The sequence below is a fragment of the Proteiniphilum sp. UBA5384 genome (assembly GCF_002410825.1).
Classification (GTDB): Bacteria; Bacteroidota; Bacteroidia; order Bacteroidales; family Dysgonomonadaceae; genus Proteiniphilum.
Genome location: NZ_DHOS01000001.1, coordinates 190,460 through 211,113, shown reverse-complemented (window position 1 = coordinate 211,113; position 20,654 = coordinate 190,460). Strand labels below are relative to the sequence as shown.

The 20,654-nt window shown below is 41.4% G+C and carries 15 protein-coding genes; 5 read left to right on the top strand and 10 right to left on the bottom strand.

The features are described from left to right. Positions 1-5 precede the first annotated feature (5 nt). From B4G81_RS00830 to B4G81_RS00820, 3 genes are all read right to left on the bottom strand, one after another. The gene (locus B4G81_RS00830) at positions 6-1,430 is read right to left on the bottom strand and encodes a RagB/SusD family nutrient uptake outer membrane protein (RefSeq protein ID WP_294079073.1); all 1,425 of its coding nucleotides are present in this window, start codon (positions 1,428-1,430) and stop codon (positions 6-8) included. Positions 1,431-1,453: 23 nt separating this feature from the next. After that, entirely contained in the window at positions 1,454-4,771 is a 3,318-nt protein-coding gene (locus tag B4G81_RS00825; protein ID WP_294079070.1) for a SusC/RagA family TonB-linked outer membrane protein, read from the bottom strand. Between the two features lie 406 nt (positions 4,772-5,177). Continuing rightward, complete coding sequence (locus B4G81_RS00820; RefSeq protein ID WP_294079068.1) at positions 5,178-6,146, bottom strand: FecR family protein; 969 nt, start codon at positions 6,144-6,146, stop codon at positions 5,178-5,180. Between the two features lie 193 nt (positions 6,147-6,339). Between B4G81_RS00820 and B4G81_RS00815 the strand changes: the two genes are divergently transcribed. Continuing rightward, positions 6,340-6,960 (top strand): RNA polymerase sigma factor, encoded by a 621-nt coding sequence (locus B4G81_RS00815; protein WP_294079065.1) that lies wholly within the window; start codon positions 6,340-6,342, stop codon positions 6,958-6,960. A 15-nt stretch (positions 6,961-6,975) separates the two neighbouring features. Here B4G81_RS00815 and ypfJ read toward each other — a convergent pair whose 3' ends face one another. Both ypfJ and B4G81_RS00805 read right to left on the bottom strand, forming a co-directional pair. Next, positions 6,976-7,842: a KPN_02809 family neutral zinc metallopeptidase gene (gene ypfJ / locus B4G81_RS00810; protein WP_294079062.1), complete on the bottom strand. Its 867-nt coding sequence runs from the start codon at positions 7,840-7,842 to the stop codon at positions 6,976-6,978. A 56-nt stretch (positions 7,843-7,898) separates the two neighbouring features. Continuing rightward, entirely contained in the window at positions 7,899-8,726 is an 828-nt protein-coding gene (locus B4G81_RS00805; protein WP_294079059.1) for a tetratricopeptide repeat protein, read from the bottom strand. A 107-nt stretch (positions 8,727-8,833) separates the two neighbouring features. Here B4G81_RS00805 and B4G81_RS00800 point away from each other — a divergent pair, with 107 nt between their 5' ends. Continuing rightward, a complete protein-coding gene (locus B4G81_RS00800) occupies positions 8,834-9,754 on the top strand; it encodes a mechanosensitive ion channel family protein (RefSeq protein WP_294079057.1) in 921 nt (306 codons plus the stop codon). On the opposite strand, the gene B4G81_RS00795 is transcribed toward B4G81_RS00800, so the two are convergent. The 3 genes from B4G81_RS00795 to B4G81_RS00785 form a co-directional block, all read right to left on the bottom strand. Beyond that, the gene (locus B4G81_RS00795) at positions 9,738-11,312 is read right to left on the bottom strand and encodes a peptide chain release factor 3 (RefSeq protein ID WP_294079054.1); all 1,575 of its coding nucleotides are present in this window, start codon (positions 11,310-11,312) and stop codon (positions 9,738-9,740) included. The genes B4G81_RS00800 and B4G81_RS00795 overlap by 17 nt on opposite strands. 36 nt (positions 11,313-11,348) lie before the next feature. Beyond that, positions 11,349-12,302: a dTDP-4-dehydrorhamnose reductase gene (gene rfbD / locus B4G81_RS00790; RefSeq protein ID WP_294079052.1), complete on the bottom strand. Its 954-nt coding sequence runs from the start codon at positions 12,300-12,302 to the stop codon at positions 11,349-11,351. Positions 12,303-12,388: 86 nt separating this feature from the next. Then, entirely contained in the window at positions 12,389-12,949 is a 561-nt protein-coding gene (locus B4G81_RS00785; RefSeq protein WP_294079224.1) for a DUF4924 family protein, read from the bottom strand. Positions 12,950-13,181: 232 nt separating this feature from the next. Here B4G81_RS00785 and B4G81_RS00780 point away from each other — a divergent pair, with 232 nt between their 5' ends. Next, on the top strand, positions 13,182-13,964 hold the full coding sequence (locus tag B4G81_RS00780; RefSeq protein WP_294079049.1) for an MBL fold metallo-hydrolase: 783 nt from the start codon (positions 13,182-13,184) through the stop codon (positions 13,962-13,964). Here B4G81_RS00780 and B4G81_RS00775 read toward each other — a convergent pair. Both B4G81_RS00775 and B4G81_RS00770 read right to left on the bottom strand, forming a co-directional pair. After that, the gene (locus B4G81_RS00775) at positions 13,959-15,437 is read right to left on the bottom strand and encodes a M56 family metallopeptidase (protein WP_294079046.1); all 1,479 of its coding nucleotides are present in this window, start codon (positions 15,435-15,437) and stop codon (positions 13,959-13,961) included. The genes B4G81_RS00780 and B4G81_RS00775 overlap by 6 nt on opposite strands. A 5-nt stretch (positions 15,438-15,442) precedes the next feature. After that, on the bottom strand, positions 15,443-15,811 hold the full coding sequence (locus B4G81_RS00770; RefSeq protein WP_294079043.1) for a BlaI/MecI/CopY family transcriptional regulator: 369 nt from the start codon (positions 15,809-15,811) through the stop codon (positions 15,443-15,445). Positions 15,812-16,448: 637 nt separating this feature from the next. On the opposite strand from B4G81_RS00770, the gene B4G81_RS00765 reads away from it, so the two are divergent. Further along, entirely contained in the window at positions 16,449-18,311 is a 1,863-nt protein-coding gene (locus B4G81_RS00765; RefSeq protein ID WP_414703141.1) for an SLC13 family permease, read from the top strand. A 212-nt stretch (positions 18,312-18,523) separates the two neighbouring features. Continuing rightward, complete coding sequence (locus tag B4G81_RS00760; protein WP_414703139.1) at positions 18,524-20,632, top strand: M3 family metallopeptidase; 2,109 nt, start codon at positions 18,524-18,526, stop codon at positions 20,630-20,632. Positions 20,633-20,654: the final 22 nt, after the last annotated feature.

Here is a 20,654-nt window from a genome sequence, read left to right as displayed (position 1 = left end):
TTATTTTAATTATTAACGGTAGGATTACCCTTCATATTTGTATTGGCATTCAATTCTGTAAGAGGTATTGGTAATACAAACAAATCATTCGGGTATGGAAGGTATTCCACATTGGAAGTGGTAGTGGTGCCTCTCACCAAATCATCCTTGTATCTCACTATATCAAAGAAATTATGCCCTTCGAAACTGAGTTCCTTTGCCCTCTCTTTTTTTACCAGAAGCAGGAGTTCATCCCTATCGGTATAATTCAAATCCACGTCTGAGGCATCCTTCTGCAATGCTCTTCCAATAATCTCTTTCAAATCATTGGCGGCATTTGTCAGATCATTCTTCCTCACATAAGCTTCAGCCCTGTTTAAATACATCTCGGACACCCGTAAAATAAAAGGATCGTATCGTTCCTGCTCCGGTGTATAATCAATTTTTATCCTGTATTTGGTTGTAATCCTTGCGATATTACTATTATCAGGGGTAAATAATTGCAGCCTGATATCTTCAGCATCTGTATACAAACTCAAAAGGGTATCCGCAGCAATAACATCCGCTTCTTTGGCAGAGAAAAAAGTACCTAAAGACTTGGCCTTTAGTGTACCGTTTAACCGCAATATTGCCTCCTCTCCGGCAATCAGATTATGATACATGGCCAGATAATCCTCTTCGTACGCCAATGATGAAACATCCATTACTTTCGAAGCATAAGTTATCGCATTGTCCCAATCCTCCTTATAGAGGTATACCCTGCTCAACATAGCCCATACCGCCGTTTTCGATACATGGTAGGCGTCTTTCATAGGGATATCTCCAAATAGTGCCTCGCTCGCATTCAAATCCTTGATGATCTGCTCAAACACCTGCTTAGCGGTAGCACGTGAAGGCAAATCGTCAGGACCGGGTGTGACCAATAAAACCGGGACCCCCAGATGAGAAGCATCGGCAGTGTAATTATAGGGCTGGGCATATACCCTGTACAGGTCGAAATGACAAAGAGCCCTTAGAAAATATGCTTGCGCCTGTACCTGTTTGATATCGGCTTCCAAGTGGGGAAATTTATCAATCAGCGGCGGTGCATACTCCAAGACATTGTTCACGTTTGCCAAGGCATCCAGTATCTTTCTCCAAATGTAGCCAACTGCGCCAATTTCCTGTTCGGGATCGGACGTAAAATTAAATTGATCCATCATTTCCCCTCCAGAACTGACAAGATTTATATCCACCATATTCCCTGCCACCTCCGGATATTTATAAAACTCTGAAGAGTAATAATTATACATCTTGCTATAACTACCCGTAAGGCCGGCTTTCAAACCCGGGAGATCCGAGAAGAAGTTAGGCATCGTTGTCCTTCCAACTGTTTCCACCTCCAGAAAATCACAAGAGGAAATGGAGAAAAACAAGCTGAGTACAATCACTATTTTACATATAGTCTTCATATGATTCTTATATTGTATAATTTCTAAAAACTTAAATTCACTCCCAATGATACCGTTGTCTCCAAAGGATACCCCCTCATCGATTGCTTGTAACCGTTACGATCTTTTTTATCATAAGGAGTCCAGATCAAAATATTATCGGCAATCAAATCAATACTACACACATTGGCTCCTATAAGGTTTGCAAACCGGGAGGGCAAATTATAACCCAAGGCAATATTATTGAGTTTCACATTGGTCGTCTTGTATATATGCCGGGTAGAACTCATGACCGATTTGGTAGATGTACCCCATATCGGTTTGGGAGATAGCGCCACATCACCCGGTTTTTGCCAGCGGTCCAACTGGTTTACAGACTGATTTTCTGTCATGATATTATAGCCATCAGACATCACATTACGACCAAAAGTACTAAAAGCATATCCTCCCACTACAAAAGAAAACATCCCAGTAAGTGAAAAGTCTTTATAATAGATTCGGGAAGTAAGGCCTCCAGCCAGCACAGGAGAAGCCGATTTCCAGGGAACCCGGTGCTGATCGCTATAATTACGTGTTAAATTGCCTTCACTGTCATACCATAACGGAGCTCCGTCTCTGGGGTCTACTCCGGCCCAACGTATGACATAAAAAGTTTTCAGGTCTTTTCCTTCCCGCCAGATATAATTACCCATCACCTTCTCGATCCCATTATACAACTCCACCAATTTATTTCTATTGTGGGACATATTCAATTCGGCCGACCAGGTAAGATCTTTCTTTCTAATCAGATCCGCGTCTATCGTAAATTCAACTCCCCGATTGACTATTTCTCCGGAGTTACGGTAACTCCTCGTATCACCGGTAGTCCTTGACACATCAATATTGCTAAGAAGGTTTACTGTTCTTTTGTTATAAGCCTCCACTTCAAAATCCACCCGGTTGAACATCCTTATCCTTACCCCTATATTCGTCATATAGGCAGTTTCCCAACTCAGTTTTTTATTAGGGCTTCCGGACATTGTCCCTCCCAATTCACCCATATAGTTATGGCCTTCGCCATAGGAATATAAGCCTAATGCCTCTTGAGAACCTATTCTGGAATTACCGTTTGAGCCGTAAGACATTTTTAATTTCAACACATCAATCACCTCTGATTGAAAAAAGGACTCATTATGGATATTCCAGGAAGCACCCACAGAGGCAAAGTTACCCCATTGCGAATCGGAACCAAATCCGGAATTACCGTCCCTACGGGCGTTTATCGTGAAATAATAACGATTGTCAAACGAATAAACTCCCTGTACAAAATAGGACAATGACTTTGATATACTCCTACCACTACTTCCATTCCTATCCACAGCATAGGATACCTCTTTGATCTTGTCATTGATAAAACCGGAGCCGTTAGCTCCCATCGTCCTTGTATCCTGCGAACTGGCCTCAAGTCCGAGCAATCCCCCCACACTATGTCTGCCAAATGTTTTGTTATAATTCAATCGCTGAATAGCAGTCCATGTCAGGAAGTTGGCACTATTCCGGTAAGAATAACCAACACTCCCCGTGGTGGTGGACATACCCGACCAGTTCGTCCCCGCTGAATAGCGATCTTCGTTTAAAGACTGGTAATCAATACCAAACTGGGTAGTGGACGCCAAACCTTCTATTATTTGATAACCTAAAACAGCATTTACATTGGCTACGGCTGCCTTTTGTTTGTTATCATTCTCCTCTCTCTCGGGCACCGAGTTCAGGAAACGGGATATCTGCCAGATAGGATTCCCGTTGGAATCAATTCCAGATACAGTTTTATTATATAACCGATATGTACCGTCAGGATTTACAGGGTCATAAATAGGTAGGAATTGATAATAATCATGTCCGGGAACAAAAATATCGTTGATATTGTATGATGCCGCATAATTCAGTGAAAAGTCAAACTTGGGAGACATTTTGACCCCCGTTCTCCCTCTCACAGAATAGCGTTCCTGTTTGTTTCCTATAACAGTGGACTGATTGGTATAATAACCTCCTGAAAGATTATAGTCTATTTTACCCTCTTCCCCCGAAATAGATAAATGCGCATTTGTCTGGTATCCTGTATCATAAAACACTTTAGACCAATCTGTACTGGTTGTACTATAATTGTTCATATCATTATCCTGAAAAGGAAAACTTCTCATATCACGTCCGGAATTCAAGTATGATTCCTTCGCCAGCAGTAAATATTCCTCTCCATCCAACACTTTAAATTTGGCACTTTGATTAATTTGTGATATTCCTGTGCGTAAAGAGAACCTGATTTGCGGTTTCCCACGTGAACCACTTCTGGTGGTAATCAATATAACTCCATTGGCGCCATCTGCGCCATAAATAGAAGTTTCCGTGGCATCTTTAAGCACCGTGATACTTTCTATATCATTGGGATCCATATAGCTCAATGGACTAATAGATAGGCTCATTCCCGCAACCATATTCGTTCTATCGCCGCTAAAAACACGTACACCGTCTACAATCCAAAGCGGCTCGTTGGAAGCACTCATGGATCCCTCTCCTCTTACTCTTAAATTTAACCGCTGTTTGGTACTTGAGGGATCGTCAGAGTTTGGCAACACTTGTAAACCGGGGACAATCCCTTCCAATAAATTGTCCACACGGGCAGCCGGCAAGGTCCTTATTTTATCCGAATTAACCTGAAAGGCAGAACCCACCATATCTGATTTTTTTTGTACAGTACCATAGGCGCCAATAATAATCACATCCTCGAGCATGGCCGCATCTTCGCGTAGTATTATACTCATTTCGGAAGTTCCATCCCACACCCTTTCTTGTTTCTCAAAACCAATGTATGAAAATACAAGCGTACTATTTTGTGAAATTCTTAAGGAGAAATTACCATCCATATCGGTAACAGTTCCATTTGAAGTTCCTTTCTGAACTACATTCACGCCAATCAACGGTTCCTTATTGTCGTCAATAACCCGTCCTTTTGCCGTTCTTACCTGTTCAACTTTCTTGGCTTCAGCAACTTTTGTTTCAGATACTTTGACTATGACAATGTATTCCTTTTCGCCTACTTTTTTATAAGTATAGTCAGAATCCCTCAACGATATGTCCAGCCATTCTTCCATATTATTTGTACGGGCAGTAAACGCCGGAGCCATTCCATTGATGACGGAGCGACTGTAAGACAATATCTGCCCGGTCTCTTTTCCTAACTCTTTTATCCTTTCCAATCTCTCTATCATTGGCTCTCTATTAAAGGCGAAATGTTCATTTTGCGCAGAAACAGATAAAGGAGCCAAACTCAGCCACAGTATCATCATATCGACAATACTCCTTGTGGTTAATTTTTTTTTCCCCATTCAATATCAAATTTTACAATAATCAACTGTTCAAAAAATATTAACATAAAAAATTTGTCATTAGAGTTTATATTTAATAGTTTATTATAGCCCTCTTTTACATACCTTTGTGATAAGATAGGATCAATTATCACAAATGAAATACGACAAAGTCCGAAAAACTCTAAGTCAGTTGCTGTCCTTGACGGGTTTTACACCCGAAGAATTTGAAGCGTTCGTACCCACTTTTGAGCATCACCGGAACGAGTACTATAGCCATTTTACCCTAAAGGTGCTTGTGGACTCTATAACTTTAGAGTGACAATGTCGCTCTGTTTGAAACATATATAATTTTAATGAATATAATGTCTATTTTATGCACGATAGTAAGAATATTAAATTCTTCCATATCTTAACCTAAAACTTTTCAATAAAAATAAATTGTATTATTTTCTATCTTATAGAAAACACCAAACACATTTGCCACATTCTTTACCACATGTTCTAAAGGTGTACTTATATGAAAAGAGGTGTATATTTCCATCTCTTCCGAAACAGCTTTATTTACCACTTCTACCCCATAATATTGTTTAAGCCTGAATGCAAGCTCGTTCATTCCAACATGTTCTAAAACAATAAGGCCACTACGCCAATCCGCGGCAGCAGTACCATCCGTGAGTCCAGCTGTGATTTGTTGTGTAGCAGCATGAAAAATGGCTTTCTGGTTGACATCCAATAATACCTTTTCACCTGTTTCGTTACTGACCTGAACACATCCTGTTTTTACACTCACAACCTGACTTTCCAATTGATGATATGCCTTAATATTGAATGAAGTTCCTAATACTCTGGCATTCATCCCATCCGGTGTATGTACAATAAAAGGACGTCCAGGATCTTTAACCACCTCAAAAAAAGCTTCTCCTTCCTCCAACCACACTTCACGGGTATACGCATTAAATTTTCCGTTTCTCAACTCAATTACCGTACCCTTATTCATATGTATTTTTGATCCATCGGCAAGTGTGATCCGTTTCATATTATCATCGGTGACGAATTGTCTTGTAACTTCAGTCGTCGCATGTCGTTCCGGATGCCCCCCTGAATTGAGTCTTTCAGAGGGAAAATCTAACAAGACCAGCAATAAAATAATAGCCGCAGTGCCCACTAATCCATACAGAATTCGAGGACTCCACCGACGCTTCGTTTTTGTTCTTTCTTCATATATAAGAAATTCGTTCCATATTCGTTGAGAAAATTGTTCTACTTCATCATTACTCACCGGATCAATCAGAGATTTACCTTTCTCTTCGAACCAGAGGTCAATAATTTTTTTCTCATCTCTGGTCGATTTTCCACGAATATAGTTCGAAAAAAGCTTTTTAAGCTTATTCATAATGCGCTGAAATTATATAAAATCAAATAATCGAGCTTACTACATTAGTAGCAGGCTTTTTCATATAGACGTCCCTATTAATTTTAATCAAATAAAAATAAAAATTTATAAAATGAAAGAAGTCAGCCACTCAAAAAATGAATTTATAATATTCATTTTATTACTTTGCATTATCAATTGGTAGAATTTTGATATGTTTTTTGATATTAATACAACAAAAAGTATTACAGACATAGAAGCATTAGGCAATAAATCTCTGTTTCAGATAATTTATATTCGGTATGCTACTCGTTTATACAAAACTGCGAGTCGTTATATGGGTAAAGATGATGCGGAGGATATCGTACAGGAACTTATGATAGAAACCTGGAATAAGAAAGATTCCCTTAAAGGGAATGCTGACGGCTGCCTTCAAAATTATTTATTTATCAGGTTAAAGTATAAAATCATTGATTTCTATAGTAAAAAACCGAAATATGTACTTTGGGAAGATACACTTCCCGAGTTAATTCAATTGGCGACTAACCAAACGCATGAAAAAACCATCATAAAAGAATTGGAAAAGGTTATTGCTGATACAGTTCGAAAAATGAGACCCTCAGATCGGGAAGTATTCCGTTTACGTTGGGAACAGCAATTATCTGTACAGGAAACAGCAAAATATATAGGTATCTCTCATAAATCGGTCATAAACAGATTTGCAACTGCTATAAAAATGATACGAAAAAATGTTTCGAAATATTATAATAATGAATCCATCATAGAGTATCAATCTATACTCCTGTTACTTATCTTTATAAAAGTATTTATATAAAACTATATTTTCTTTCTATCTCAGTCCGGGGTCGTTAAAAGTATCCCCCTGACTGATATCGCCGCTCTGCATCCCTTTCCTGAACCAGTAAGTACGTTGTGCCGCAGTGCCATGCGTGAATGAATCGGGAACGGTATAGCCTCTTGCACGTTTCTGGATGGTGTCATCGCCCACTGCGGTAGTGGCACTGATCACCGATTCCAGATCACCCGGTTCGAGCCGGATCATATTCATCCGCTGTGCATGATACACCCATACTCCCGCCAGGAAATCAGCCTGCAGTTCCAACTTTACATTCATCTTATTGTATTCCGCTTCACTGATCCGCCCCCGGTATTGATTGACCTGATCAATAATACCCAACAACTTCTGCACATGATGCCCCACCTCATGGGCTGTCACATAGGCCATGGCCAGATCGCCTTCAGCCCCGAAATCGGATTTCAATTGATGAAAAAAATTGAGATCGATATACATTTTCTGGTCGGCGGGGCAGTAAAAAGGGCCCACCGCCGCTGTTGCCCCACCACATTCGGTTACCGTTGCGTCGGTGAAAGTAACCAAAGTAGGACGTACATATTGCTTATCGAGTTGTGACCTAAAAATCTCTGCCCATACGTCGTTGGCACTGTTAAAGACTCCAAGTGTGAGCACCTTCAGGTCTTCATTCTCATTCGCCCTGGATGGATCCACAACCTCAGAGTCTCCACCCGGCGCCATATTGCTCACCATGTCTATGGCCTGGAAAGGATTTTGTCCCAGCAACAAAGCAATCACGGCAACAATAATCGCTCCTACTCCACCGACGGCGGCATTCCTTCTACCTTTACCTCTACGATCTTCATAGTTGGCCTGGCTATCGTTCCTATTAATCCACTTCATAAAACAAGTTTTGGTTTTCTTTATTTCTCTTGACTACTTCTCTCTCCCGGTGCCTATTATTCCGCTTTTTTCAGCCAGTCCTTCACTATATCTGCATCATAGCCCAGCTCTTTGGCCTTATTAAAATCGGCACGGGCGGCTATCTTATCGAATTGCGACAGACGAATACGCCCCCGGAGAATGTAATAATAAGGGTTTTCCCTTTGTGAGCCCTCCACTGCCCGTAAATCGGCCGACGCCCTGAAAACCTGATCACTGTTCACATAACATTCCGCCCGGTTCATGTAAAAGCTGGGATCAACCTTATCAGACGACTGGATAAGGCCGGTATAAACCTTCTCGGCAGCCTCCCAATTATCATCGAGTTTATAAAGCAGTGCCCTGCTCAACTTCGTATACATGTTATCCGGATCTATCGTGTCCGAAGTTTTGAAATCAGCTTCGGCTTTGGCTCTCTCATTCTTTTCAAGAAAAAGTAATCCTCTCCGGTAATAAGCCTCTACATCCTCCGGATAATTGCGGATAAGGGTGTTATAATCCTCCATTGCTTCATCAAAACGCTCCATCTCGCACAAAAGGGAAGCCCGGTTATGTAACACCAACTCAGACAAAGGACTATTCCCCAGGGAAGCGGTGAATGAAATATAGGCATCGTCATAAAGCTTCATTTGACGCTGTAATATTCCAAGATTAAGCAGTAAGACGGGGTTATTTTCATTGGCCGGCTCCAGCGCCATCGCCTTTTGCAGTGCCACAGCGGCACTATCAAGCCGGTTTTGTTCTATATGACCAGCCGAACGCTCTACCCATCCCATATAATCCAGTGACTGGGCAGAGAGCCCGTAAACAAGGAAAAACAATATAACCGTAAAAATAAACTTCATTTTATATCGTATATGAATAGTAAAAAATAATGTATCAATTCTTTATTCTCTTACAAAAATAATTGTTTTTTTGTACTTTTGCGATGTTACACTGTACAAAAACCAAAATGATGACATTGCTTCAAATATCGACTCCTTCCGACAGCATTTTCGTGCCACGATCTATCGATAATCCTTCTTTCGGTCAACTGATCAAAGAGGGTAAATATAATGAAATTCTGGATAGTTTCATCGCCTGGGGTATTGACCTTATAGTGAATATATTAATAGCCATTGTATTGTTCATCATTGGCCGTTTTTTGATTACGAAGATTGATAATTTCTTGGCAAAGGTCATGCGGAAGAGTTCGCTTGATAACACACTGAAAGGATTTATAAGCAGCGTATTGCAAACATTCCTTTTCATTGTATTATTTATGATCATCATCAATTCGGTAGGAGTAAAGACAGTATCGATTGCCGCCATTATTGGCACGGTAGGTCTGGCGATAGGACTTGCCATGAAAGATAACCTCGCCAATTTTGCAGGTGGGGTAATGATTTTGTTGAGTAAACCTTTCAGGAGCGGAGACACTATCAAAGCGCAGAATCTGGAAGGAACCGTGGAGCAGATCGGCATTATGCATACCATCTTAAGAACCGGTGATAACAAGACAATTTATATACCCAACGGACCACTATCGACCGGCAGTATCATCAATAATAATAGCCTTAATGGCTTACTTCGCGCCGAGATTATCGTCAATGTAGATTATGGCTGTAATGTGGAAGAGGTTAAAGAGTTGTTGCTACAAACAGCAGCAGAGCACCCCAAGGTATTGAAACAACCGGCACCTTTTGCAAGGATGTCGAAGATCAATCCTACTACCCTCGAATTTATTTTCCGGGTATGGACAAAGAAAGGGGACGAGGGAGGGGTGAATCACGATTTGAGTGAAGCCGTTTACAAACAACTTTATGAGAAAGGGATGATTAGCTCCATACAACGTATGTCGGTCACCTTGGAAAGCCCTAATACTCTGAACTGAAGTTGAATATAATATTTTTAAAATCCTGTTGTGCCATCATCAGAATATAGTTAGACTCGGCCAGGAAGACATCCCTCCCCTCTTTGTCGTGTGCCATATACTGGTATTTCCGTTTCTTGAAATCCGCCAGTTGTGCAGCATCATCGCTCTCAATCCAGCAAGCTTTATACAGACTGATAGACTCCCAACGACATTGCGCACCGTACTCATGCAATAAGCGATACTGTATTACCTCAAACTGAAGCTGTCCGACCGTTCCAATAATTTTCCGTCCATTAAACTGGTTAGTAAAAAGCTGCGCAACTCCTTCGTCCATCAACTGTTCAATCCCTTTTTGAAGCTGTTTAGACTTCATCGGATCGGCATTCTCGATATATTTGAACATCTCAGGGGAGAAATTTGGCAATCCTTTGAAATGCAAATCTTCACCTGATGTAAGGGTATCGCCTATCTTAAAATTGCCGTTATCAGGCAATCCCACAATATCACCGGCATACGCTTCATCCATGATTTCTTTCTTTTGTGCCATAAAAGCAGTGGGCGAGGAGAATTTCATCATCCGGTTGAAGCGGACATGCTTATAATTCACATTCCGTTCGAATTTTCCGGAGCAGACTTTGACAAAAGCAATACACGAACGATGATTCGGATCCATATTCGCATGTATTTTGAAAACGAATCCCGAAAAATTCTCTTCATAGGGATCCACTACGCGTTCTTCGGTTTGTACCTTACGAGGCGACGGAGCGATATTCACAAAACAATCCAATAATTCTTTCACTCCAAAATTGTTTAGTGCAGATCCAAAAAATACAGGTGCCAGTTTTCCGGCAAGGTATTCCTCTCGGTAAAATACAGGATAAACCTCAGTAATTAGTTCTACATCATCACGCAACTTTTTTGACAACCGGTCACCAATATGATTTTCCAGCTCCTGGGACTGGATATCGAGTCGTAACGATTTTGTCACTACCTGTTTACTGGGCTGATAAAGATCCAGACTGTTCTTATATAAATTATATACTCCCCGAAAGCGTTCCCCCATATCTATCGGCCAGCTCAACGGACGGACACTGACTCTTAGTTCTTCCTCCAGTTCATCGAGAATATCAAAGGGATCTCTCCCCTCACGGTCGAGTTTATTGACAAAAATCATCACCGGAGTATGTCGCATACGACAGACTTCCATCAATTTACGCGTCTGGGCTTCTACCCCTTTCGCCACGTCCACCACCACGATTACACTATCCACAGCCGTAAGTGTACGGTAAGTATCTTCCGCAAAATCCTGGTGGCCGGGCGTATCCAGAATATTGATCTTATGCCCGTCGTATTCAAACCCCATAACCGATGTAGCAACAGAAATTCCGCGTTGCTTCTCAATCTCCATCCAGTCGGAGGTAGCTGTCTTTTTAATCTTGTTCGATTTTACGGCTCCCGCCACGTGGATAGCTCCTCCAAAAAGGAGTAATTTTTCCGTCAATGTGGTTTTTCCCGCGTCGGGATGACTAATTACGGCGAATGTACGCCGACGTTGTATCTCTTCTTTGAATGTCATTCTTTTAATATTGTTGAAAGTTGAATTGTTAAATCATCACATCAACAAATCAACACATCGTTTTAAAGCCTCCTTCCAATCGGGAATCTCCACATGAAAGGCTGCGCATATTTTCGACAGGTTCATCACGCTATATTTCGGGCGGGGAGCAGATGCTCCATACTCACGTGTCGTGACAGGCACTAATTCACACCTGTCAATCCCTGCCGTTCTTTTGATCTCTTCAGCAAAGCCAAACCACGAAGTTTCCCCCCTGTTTGAGAAATGATAAATACCCGTTTTCCATTCGGTCTCTTCCGTATATTGCAGGATATGAACAATCATCTCCGCCAGGTCGGCCGCATAGGTAGGTGCCCCGCGTTGATCATCCACGATAGTCAATCTATCCCGCTCACGCATCAACCGGATCATTGTCTTCACAAAATTATTGCCATACTCTGAATACAACCAAGAAGTGCGTAGGATAATCCATTCTCCGCCTGCCGCTTGCAGAGCTTTCTCCCCTTTCAGTTTCGACTGGCCGTAGACAGAAAGCGGATTCGGCTCAGTTTCCTCGGTATAAGGAATTTTCGACTGTCCATCGAATACAAAATCGGTAGATATATGAATTACTTTTATGCCTTCTTGTCTTGTTACGAGTGCAATATTTTCCACTGCTTTTTCATTGACTGCATAAGCTGCTTCAAAATCTGTTTCTGCTCTGTCCACAGCTGTGTAAGCAGCACAATTGATAATATAAAGGATACGGTAATCTCTTACAAAAGCAGACAATTGCTCCCTATCGGTCACATCCAGCGTATCACTATCTGTAAAAAAGAATTGGAACGGCAGGTTCATACGAGCAGTCAAAACCCTTAACTCATTTCCTAACTGACCATTTGCACCGGTTACCAGTACATTTTTCTGTACCAGCCCGTAAAAAAACTGCTGTTTCAGGGTCTCTTTTTCCGTTTCCCCCAACAATTTAGTCATCCCTGTAAATATTGGCATGCTTTTTTTTAATTACTAATTACCAATTTTTTATTCGTCTCATTGGCACATTAATCATCACTACTCGTCCCGAGTTATCGGGATCATTAAATCATTACTTCCAGTTCCGAGTTATCGGGATCATCATCAACCTCCTTATATTTTTTCGAAAGAAGTCGCAGCAAACCGGTAATTTGTGCAATAGCAGCTTGGGTTTCACCCGAGATTTCCCGTTTCTGCAATCTTAGCAACAAATACCCGTACATAGCCGTAAAGCAGGTTTCCAGTTCAGGAACATCTTTACGATCCGACTTTGCCCTTAAAGCCACAATATGAGGCAGGGTATTATAATAGACACCGATATACGCCGATTCCTTAGGATCTTTCAATAACCGCAGGTGTAAATCAGTAAGGTCTATAATCAGGTTCTTGTTAATTTGCAGATGTCCTTTTGCTTGTACACCCTCCGATTTCATCATCAGGATGAGCCCTTCATACCAGTCTCGGGCCTCTTTCCTTTCTTCTTCCGTATGATACACCGGATCGACCAGCAACTGCTGTACCTTGTCGATGTCCAACTCATACGAGCGCAAAATATCTTCCAGTTGCCACATATACAACAGATATTCCGCAATATTCTCTTGTTTCTTTTGCCGGGCTATCAACATAACGTAATTTTGTGCAAAAATACAACGAATGATCAAGTTTTGCATCATCGAGTCGTCATATTTTCTCTCATCTTCCAATAACGACTTATCTCTTCAGATAGTTACCATTCATTATTACCGGAAATATCGAAGATTACGGTCCTATTTTTATCAATGACCGTTGAATGAAATCTGACGATTTCAGTGCGCAATACCGCAAAAAGTGCTAATTTTGCATAAACATTTATAGTGTATGATCAAATTCCATATCATTGAATCGGGATATTTCCATGGCGACGGCGGCGTGATGTTTGGCACCGTACCAAAAAAATACTGGTCCGTAAAATACAAGGTCGATGAAAAGAATATGTGCGTGATGGCGCTTCGCTGCCTCTTTATTGAGACAGATACACGACGTATCCTGGTGGATGCGGGAATAGGTGACAAGCATAACTCCCGCTTGAAATTCTTTCAGCCGTTCGACCAGAAAGATATTGCCGGGGAAATCCGAAAAATCGGATATACGCCGGAAGAGGTGACCGACGTGATCATCACTCATCTCCATTTCGACCATTGTGGCGGCTGTACAGTATTCAATAGCGATAAAAAGGCAGTACCCGCCTACCCCAACGCTACTTATCATTTGAGCCTTGCCCAATGGAAAAATTACCGCACCCCTTCGCTTTTTGAAAAGGGATCTTTTTTCGCCGACAATATTGAACCGGTATATGATGCGGGACAATTACAGTTCGTGTTGGAAGATAGGCAACTCGATGAACACATCCGGCTGGAACTCTATGACGGACATACGCCGGGACAGATCGCCGTGTTTTTCGATACAGAAGAAGAAAATTACGCCTTTCCGGGGGATGTGGTACCCACTTCGCTCAACCTCTCATTAAGCTGGCTTTCGGGCTATGACAATAGTGTGGCCGTAGCCATGGAAGAAAAAAAACGCTTTATGGACAAAGCGATAAAAGATAAGCGCACACTTATCTTTTACCACGATGCCTATACTATGTCAGCAAAATTATAAGGTTTTTTTCGTGATAATGATCACGCCGTTCTTTCCTTCTTCTCCATAAATATCAGTAGCAGTTTTATCTTTTAACACCGAAATCGACTCAATATCATTCGGATCGATGGAATTCACTTTAAAATCTTCAGGCATCTTTTCTCCGTCAACAACAATTAAGGGTAAATTTGCATTGAATGAATCTAAAAACGGAGAGTTACCATCTTGTGATCTTATTACTATGTGATTCATATTACCCCGGAGAGAATCCATTGAGCCGTGACCTATTGCTACAACATCATTCTCCTTATTCCTCTTTTTTGTCTCGATCAGGAGCACACCATTCTTTCCTTTATCTCCATACATTTGGATAGCTGAGTTATCTCTCAAAACTGAGAAAGATTGAATATCGTCTACGTTTAGTTTTTGATATTCTTCATCAGAAATAGTCACCCCATCTACAATCTTTAGCGGTTTATGAGAGGCACTATCACCTTTGAAACCCCTTATGACAATATTGCCTATTCCGGTTGATTGGATGGGTAATATTGAATCTTTCTCCACAATTTCAGCATTACCTGAATCCGGGAGATCAGCATTTAAATCGGGAATGTTTGCATTCAGTTTTGGCACTGAAAGCGCAATCATGGCAACCAACAATGCCGGTAAGGATATTGCATAGTTCCATTTCATTTTTCTGTCTGTTTTCTCTTTCTTCATCATTATAATTCGTTTGTGCAGGTCGCGTTGATGAAAATTATTCGCCAAAGCAAATTTATAATCGCCTACGCTTTTGCGGATTAATAATAGTTGGTATTGTTTGGAATCGATTCCCTGATTGATGACTTGTTCATCCGCCTGGTATTCATGCACAGATTGTATTTCCCGGCGCAATAACCAGGAAAAAGGATTGAACCAGAAAATACAGGTAAAAATATCGCATAGGATCATATCAAAAGAATGACGGTAATGAATGTGCGCCCTTTCATGACGTATCACCGCTTGATTATCCGATGACCACTCCTTTCGGGAAAGCACGATATAGCTCATCCAACTGAAGGGCAAAATATGCTTATCGGTGATACATAAGACGGTATGATCAGCCAAGATTTGTTTTTCTGCTTTACGGATGATGGAAACAATATGACCAATCCCAATAAGATAACGGGCAAATGTGAATAGAAATCCCACCACAAACAAGATCATCAGGATCTGAATCCATGGAATTTCTATCCGCGGTTGCGTTTCCACTAACCCGGTAACTGGAATGGAAGAAAAATCCGTCCAAAAAGATTCATCAAGAAGTTCCGGTTGCTTCCCAGGAATAAGATTAAAACGGAAAAGGGGAAGCACTGTTATCGACAATAACATCCATATCAACGAAAAACGGTTGACACTGTGGAAAGTATTATTGGCAAAAAAACACTTGTATAAGCCATAAAACAGTGCCATTAAGACCGATGCACGGAGCAGGTAAAAGAGAAAAAATTCCATAATAGTTATTTTTTAGGATCCGACTTCTCCACTTCATCCAATAGTTTCCGTATTTCCTCTACCGAAATATCCTGCTCTTTTACAAGTGATGAGACCACACTCAGATAGGAATTATCGAAATACTTCTTCACCACACTCCGCAATGTACGATTTCTATATTCTTCCTCACTGATAACCGCGAAATAACGGTAAGTGCTTCCGAATACTTCGTGCGACAAAAAACCTTTCTCTTCCAGCATACGCGCATAAGTCGATAAGGTATTGAAATGCGGCTTCGGATCGGGATACCTCTCCAATAATTGCTTTACGAATTGAGGACCGTCATCCCAAAAATATCGCATTACTTCCTCTTCCCTGGGTGTCAACTCTTTCATATTTTCGATTATTAAACTGTTATACTTCATTTTGAATGTTGCGTAATCACCAATTTTAAACGTTTCATCCCGATTCGAAGAACAAAACTTGATAAAAATCAATCACCATACAAATATAACTAAAACATTTCGTTATATAACGAATATATTTAGTTAAATAAATAAGATTCAAAAGTTAAATTTTCAATTAAAAGAATTAAATGACTGAAAATCAATTGATTAATTATTGCATATTTTTCATTTATTTGCATAGTTAATTCCCTAGTTTGATAGGGGGGGCTGAATTCTAAGTCATCTCCAAATTAAAAATCAGTTTCTTTGGTCAAGCTTGATGTTTTTAACATTAAACTTGGGCAGAATTATAATTTAAAATGATATCATTTTAATATCACAAAGACATATACTTTTTCGATTTTCAAAATTTCCCCCTATTTATTTTTATTGTTTAGGTTGTTCAGACAAGTAATATTTCTTGCTTCAAGGAAAGCGATTTATAACGGAGAAAACAGAGATTGCAACTTATACCCCATACTAGAACAAGGGAACTAGCCAAAACAAAAAAAATAATTACTAACTTTGCGACCGCTGTGATAGTCAACTTCTCATTTAGCTACACTCAATACGTATGGATACAAATATTTTTATAGTTTTCGGGATTATACTCCTGACGGTTACTCTTTTCGTTTGGGGGAAAATACGATCGGATATTGTCGCCCTCTCCTCGCTGGTTTTATTGGTATTATCCGGAATACTCACACCCGAAGAGGGTTTGTCGGGATTTTCCAACCCCGTGGTAGTCATGATCGTTTGTCTCTTCATTGTGGGTGGAGGCATCTTCCAGACCGGTCTTGCTAAAATGATTAGCACAAAGATCCTCACCCTGGCAGGCGGCAACCAGTTCAAGCTTTTCGTACTGGTGATGCTGGTGACCGGAGGAATTGGAGGGTTTGTAAGTAATACCGGCACAGTAGCACTGATGCTGCCAATCGTGATGAGTATGGCAACAGACGCAAGTACAGACTCGCGGCGGTTTCTTATGCCGATGGCATTTGCCAGCAGCCTCGGATTGCTCACATTGATCAGCACCCCTCCCAACCTGATCATCAACGATGCACTGATCAGCGGTGGATTCGAGGGACTATCCTTCTTCTCCTTTCTGCCGGTCGGATTGATTACGCTAACGATTGGCATCCTGCTATTATGGCCCCTCAGCAAGATACTCGTCTCGGGGAGAGATAAAGAAAAATCTGCTGTAAAGAAAAACAAGTCGCTCAATCAACTGGCTTCAGAATATCAGTTGGCCGACAATCTTTATAGGGTGCAAATAGAAAAAGAATCTCCCTTTGTCAATAAAACCCTGCAAGAACTGAATATCTCCCAGAAGTATAACGTAAGTATACTTGAAATCCGCAGGATCAATGCTCGAAACCGTTTCCATAAGACTGTAGACATGAAGATGGCAGGCCCTTCGAGCACTTTAAAAGAAGACGATATATTGTATGTGTTGGGGAGTTTCAACGATGTGTCGTCGCTCATCGATGCGAATGGTTTGACCTGGGTTGACACCCACAAGACAGAGGGTAACGGCAACTTAACGTCTGCTTCCAAAACGGGAGGGTTGGCTTTCAGTGAAATAGGCATCGCGGAAGTGGTCCTGATGTCCACCTCAAAGCTAATCAACAAATGCGTCAAGGAATCTAATTTCCGACAATTGTATAATGTGAATATACTGGGAATACAGCGAAAAGACGGATATATCCTGCAGGATGTGAAGGATGAGAGAATGTTTTCGGGCGATGTGCTCCTGGTACAGGGAAAATGGACTGATATTGAAAAGTTGAATGAAGAGACCTCAGAATGGGTGGTGGCCGGACAACCTATGGAGAATGCGTTGAAAATTCCACGCGACCATAAAGCACCGATCGCCGCTGCTATCATGGTAATGATGATCGTGGCGATGGTCTTCAACATAGTGCCTAATGTGATCGCTACAATGATAGCAGCACTTCTGATGATCATATTAGGCTGTTTTCGTAATGTGGAATCGGCCTATAAGAGCATCAACTGGGAAAGCACATTTCTCTTCGCCGGCATGTTTCCTCTGGCGATTGCCATGGAAAAGACAGGCGCTTCCGACCTGATTGCCAATGCAATCGTGAATGGGCTGAGCCAATTTGGACCGGGAGTGGTATTGGCAGGCATCTATCTTGCTACATCTATACTTACCATGTTCATCAGTAATACTGCCACCGCCGTATTGTTCGCTCCCATCGCTCTGCAATCAGCTATCACAGTAGGAGTCAGCCCCTATCCGTTTCTATTTGCAGTGACAGTAGCAGCCAGCATGTGCTTCGCCAGCCCGTTCGCCACGCCGCCCAATGCCTTGGTAATGTCGGCGGGACGATATAAATTTATGGATTACATAAAAGTGGGACTGCCATTACAACTCATCGTAGGTATTATTATGGTCTTCCTTCTGCCTCTTCTGTTCCCTCTTTAATAATTTTCAGAAAAATCATCGACCTCCCTTATGCAAAAAAGGTAAAATGCGAAGTTCAACTTAGATGTGCAAATAGTCAATGGATAATTTTAGATATTGAAGTAAAAATCATATCTTTGTACCTATTTATTTGAACCCAAGCAAATATCAGACATCAAATGAACCAAACATAGTTTACTTCATTGTTTAAATCACATTTAATTAGAAGTCGCATGAGAAAGATTTTTATCATTTCATTAGTATTTATGACGTTATTTGCCTGCAACAACACAAAAGCCGGTGAAGCCGGCGCTATTTTTTATACCGGATACGATACTCCGTTCGGTATGCCTCCTTTCGACCGGATTTCTTTCGCAGATTACAAGCCGGCCTTTCTGAAAGGAATAGAAGAACAGGCTGCAGAAATTGAAGCGATTGTCAGCAATCCCGAAGCACCTACTTTCGAAAACACAGTGGTGGCGCTGGACAACAGCGGACAATTACTCAATCGTGTTTCGAGTGTGTTTTACGGATTAAAAAGCGCTGACACCAATGATTCCATACAGGCATTGGCTGAAGAACTGTCACCATTATTGTCGGAACACAGTGATAATATCTACCTGAACGATCGACTTTTCAACCGGATCAAAACATTGTACGACGACACCACCGGTATGCAACTCAATACCGAACAGTACAGGCTTCTGGATACTAATTACAAACATTTTGTACGCTCGGGAAGCATGCTCACTGAAACAGAAAAAGCACGACTAAGGGAAATCAATAAGGAACTGTCCGGCCTTACCCTCCGGTTCGGCACCAATCTCCTGAATGAAACCAATGGCTATCAAATGGTGATTGACAAAGAGGAAGACTTGGCAGGGCTCCCTGAAGGAGTGATTTCTGCGGCCGCTGAAGCAGCAAAAGCTGCGGGACAAGAAGGTAAATGGATCTTCGGCCTCCAAAAACCAAGCTGGCTACCCTTTTTACAATATTCGGAAAAACGCGGCCTGCGCGAGAAATTATATAAGGCAATGTATATGCGTGGAGACAACGATAACGAAAATGATAACAAAAAGATTATCAACGATATCGTAAACCTGCGGATAGAAAAAGCACAAATGCTTGGCTATAAAACACATGCCGATTTTATATTAGAAGAAAGTATGGCTAAGAATCCGGAAAACGTCTACAAACTCCTCAATGACGTATGGAAATACGCCCTGCCCCAGGCTAAAAAAGAAGCTGCAGAACTACAGAAACTGATCGATACCGAAGGGGGAGACTTCAAGCTGGCATCGTGGGATTGGTGGTATTACACCGAAAAACTCCGTCAACAGAAATATTCGCTGAATGAAGAAGAAATCAAGCCTTATTTTAAAATGGAGAATGTACGTAAAGGTGTATTTGAAGTAGCTAATAGATTATATGGACTAAATTTCAGGAAGCTGGAAAACGTCCCGGTATATCATCCTGAAGTAGAAGCATACGAAGTACTCGATGCTGATGGTGCACACTTGGCAGTATTCTATTCCGACTATTTTCCGAGAGCCGGTAAAAATGCAGGTGCATGGATGAGTAGCTTCCGCGATCAACAGATACTCAATGGGGAAAATATTCGTCCGTTGATATATAATGTAGGCAATTTCACCCGTCCTACCGGTGCAGAGCCTTCATTACTCAACCTGGATGAAGTTGAAACGCTGTTCCATGAATTCGGACACGCACTGCACGGTATGCTCTCAAATGTAACATACGTAGGGTTATCAGGGACAAGTGTATCGCGCGATTTTGTTGAATTGCCTTCGCAGGTACTCGAACACTGGGCTTTCCATCCGGAAGTATTAAAATTATACGCCAAACATTATCAAACCGGAGAAGTGATTCCCGACGAACTAATTGCTAAAATCGATGCAGCTTCTAAGTTTAATATGGGCTTTACCACAACCGAATTCGTTGCTGCTGCATTACTCGATATGGACTACCATACGCAGGATGCCACAAAAACTTTCGACGTGCGTGAATTCGAAAAGAAATCGATGGAAAAAATCGGGCTGATCAACGAAATTATTCCCCGTTACCGCAGCACTTATTTCTCTCATATTTTCAGCGGTGGTTATTCTGCCGGGTATTATGCATACCTGTGGGCAGAGGTTTTGGATGCCGACGCTTTCCAGGCATTTGTGGAAAATGGTGTCTTCGATAGGGCTACAGCCACGAAGTTCCGCGATAATATCTTGTCTAAAGGTAACTCCGATGACCCAATGGAGCTTTATAAAAGATTCCGTGGCACTGAGCCCAATCCGGTATATCTGTTGAAAAACAGGGGATTTATCGAGTAAATCAAATAAGAAGGTTCACCCC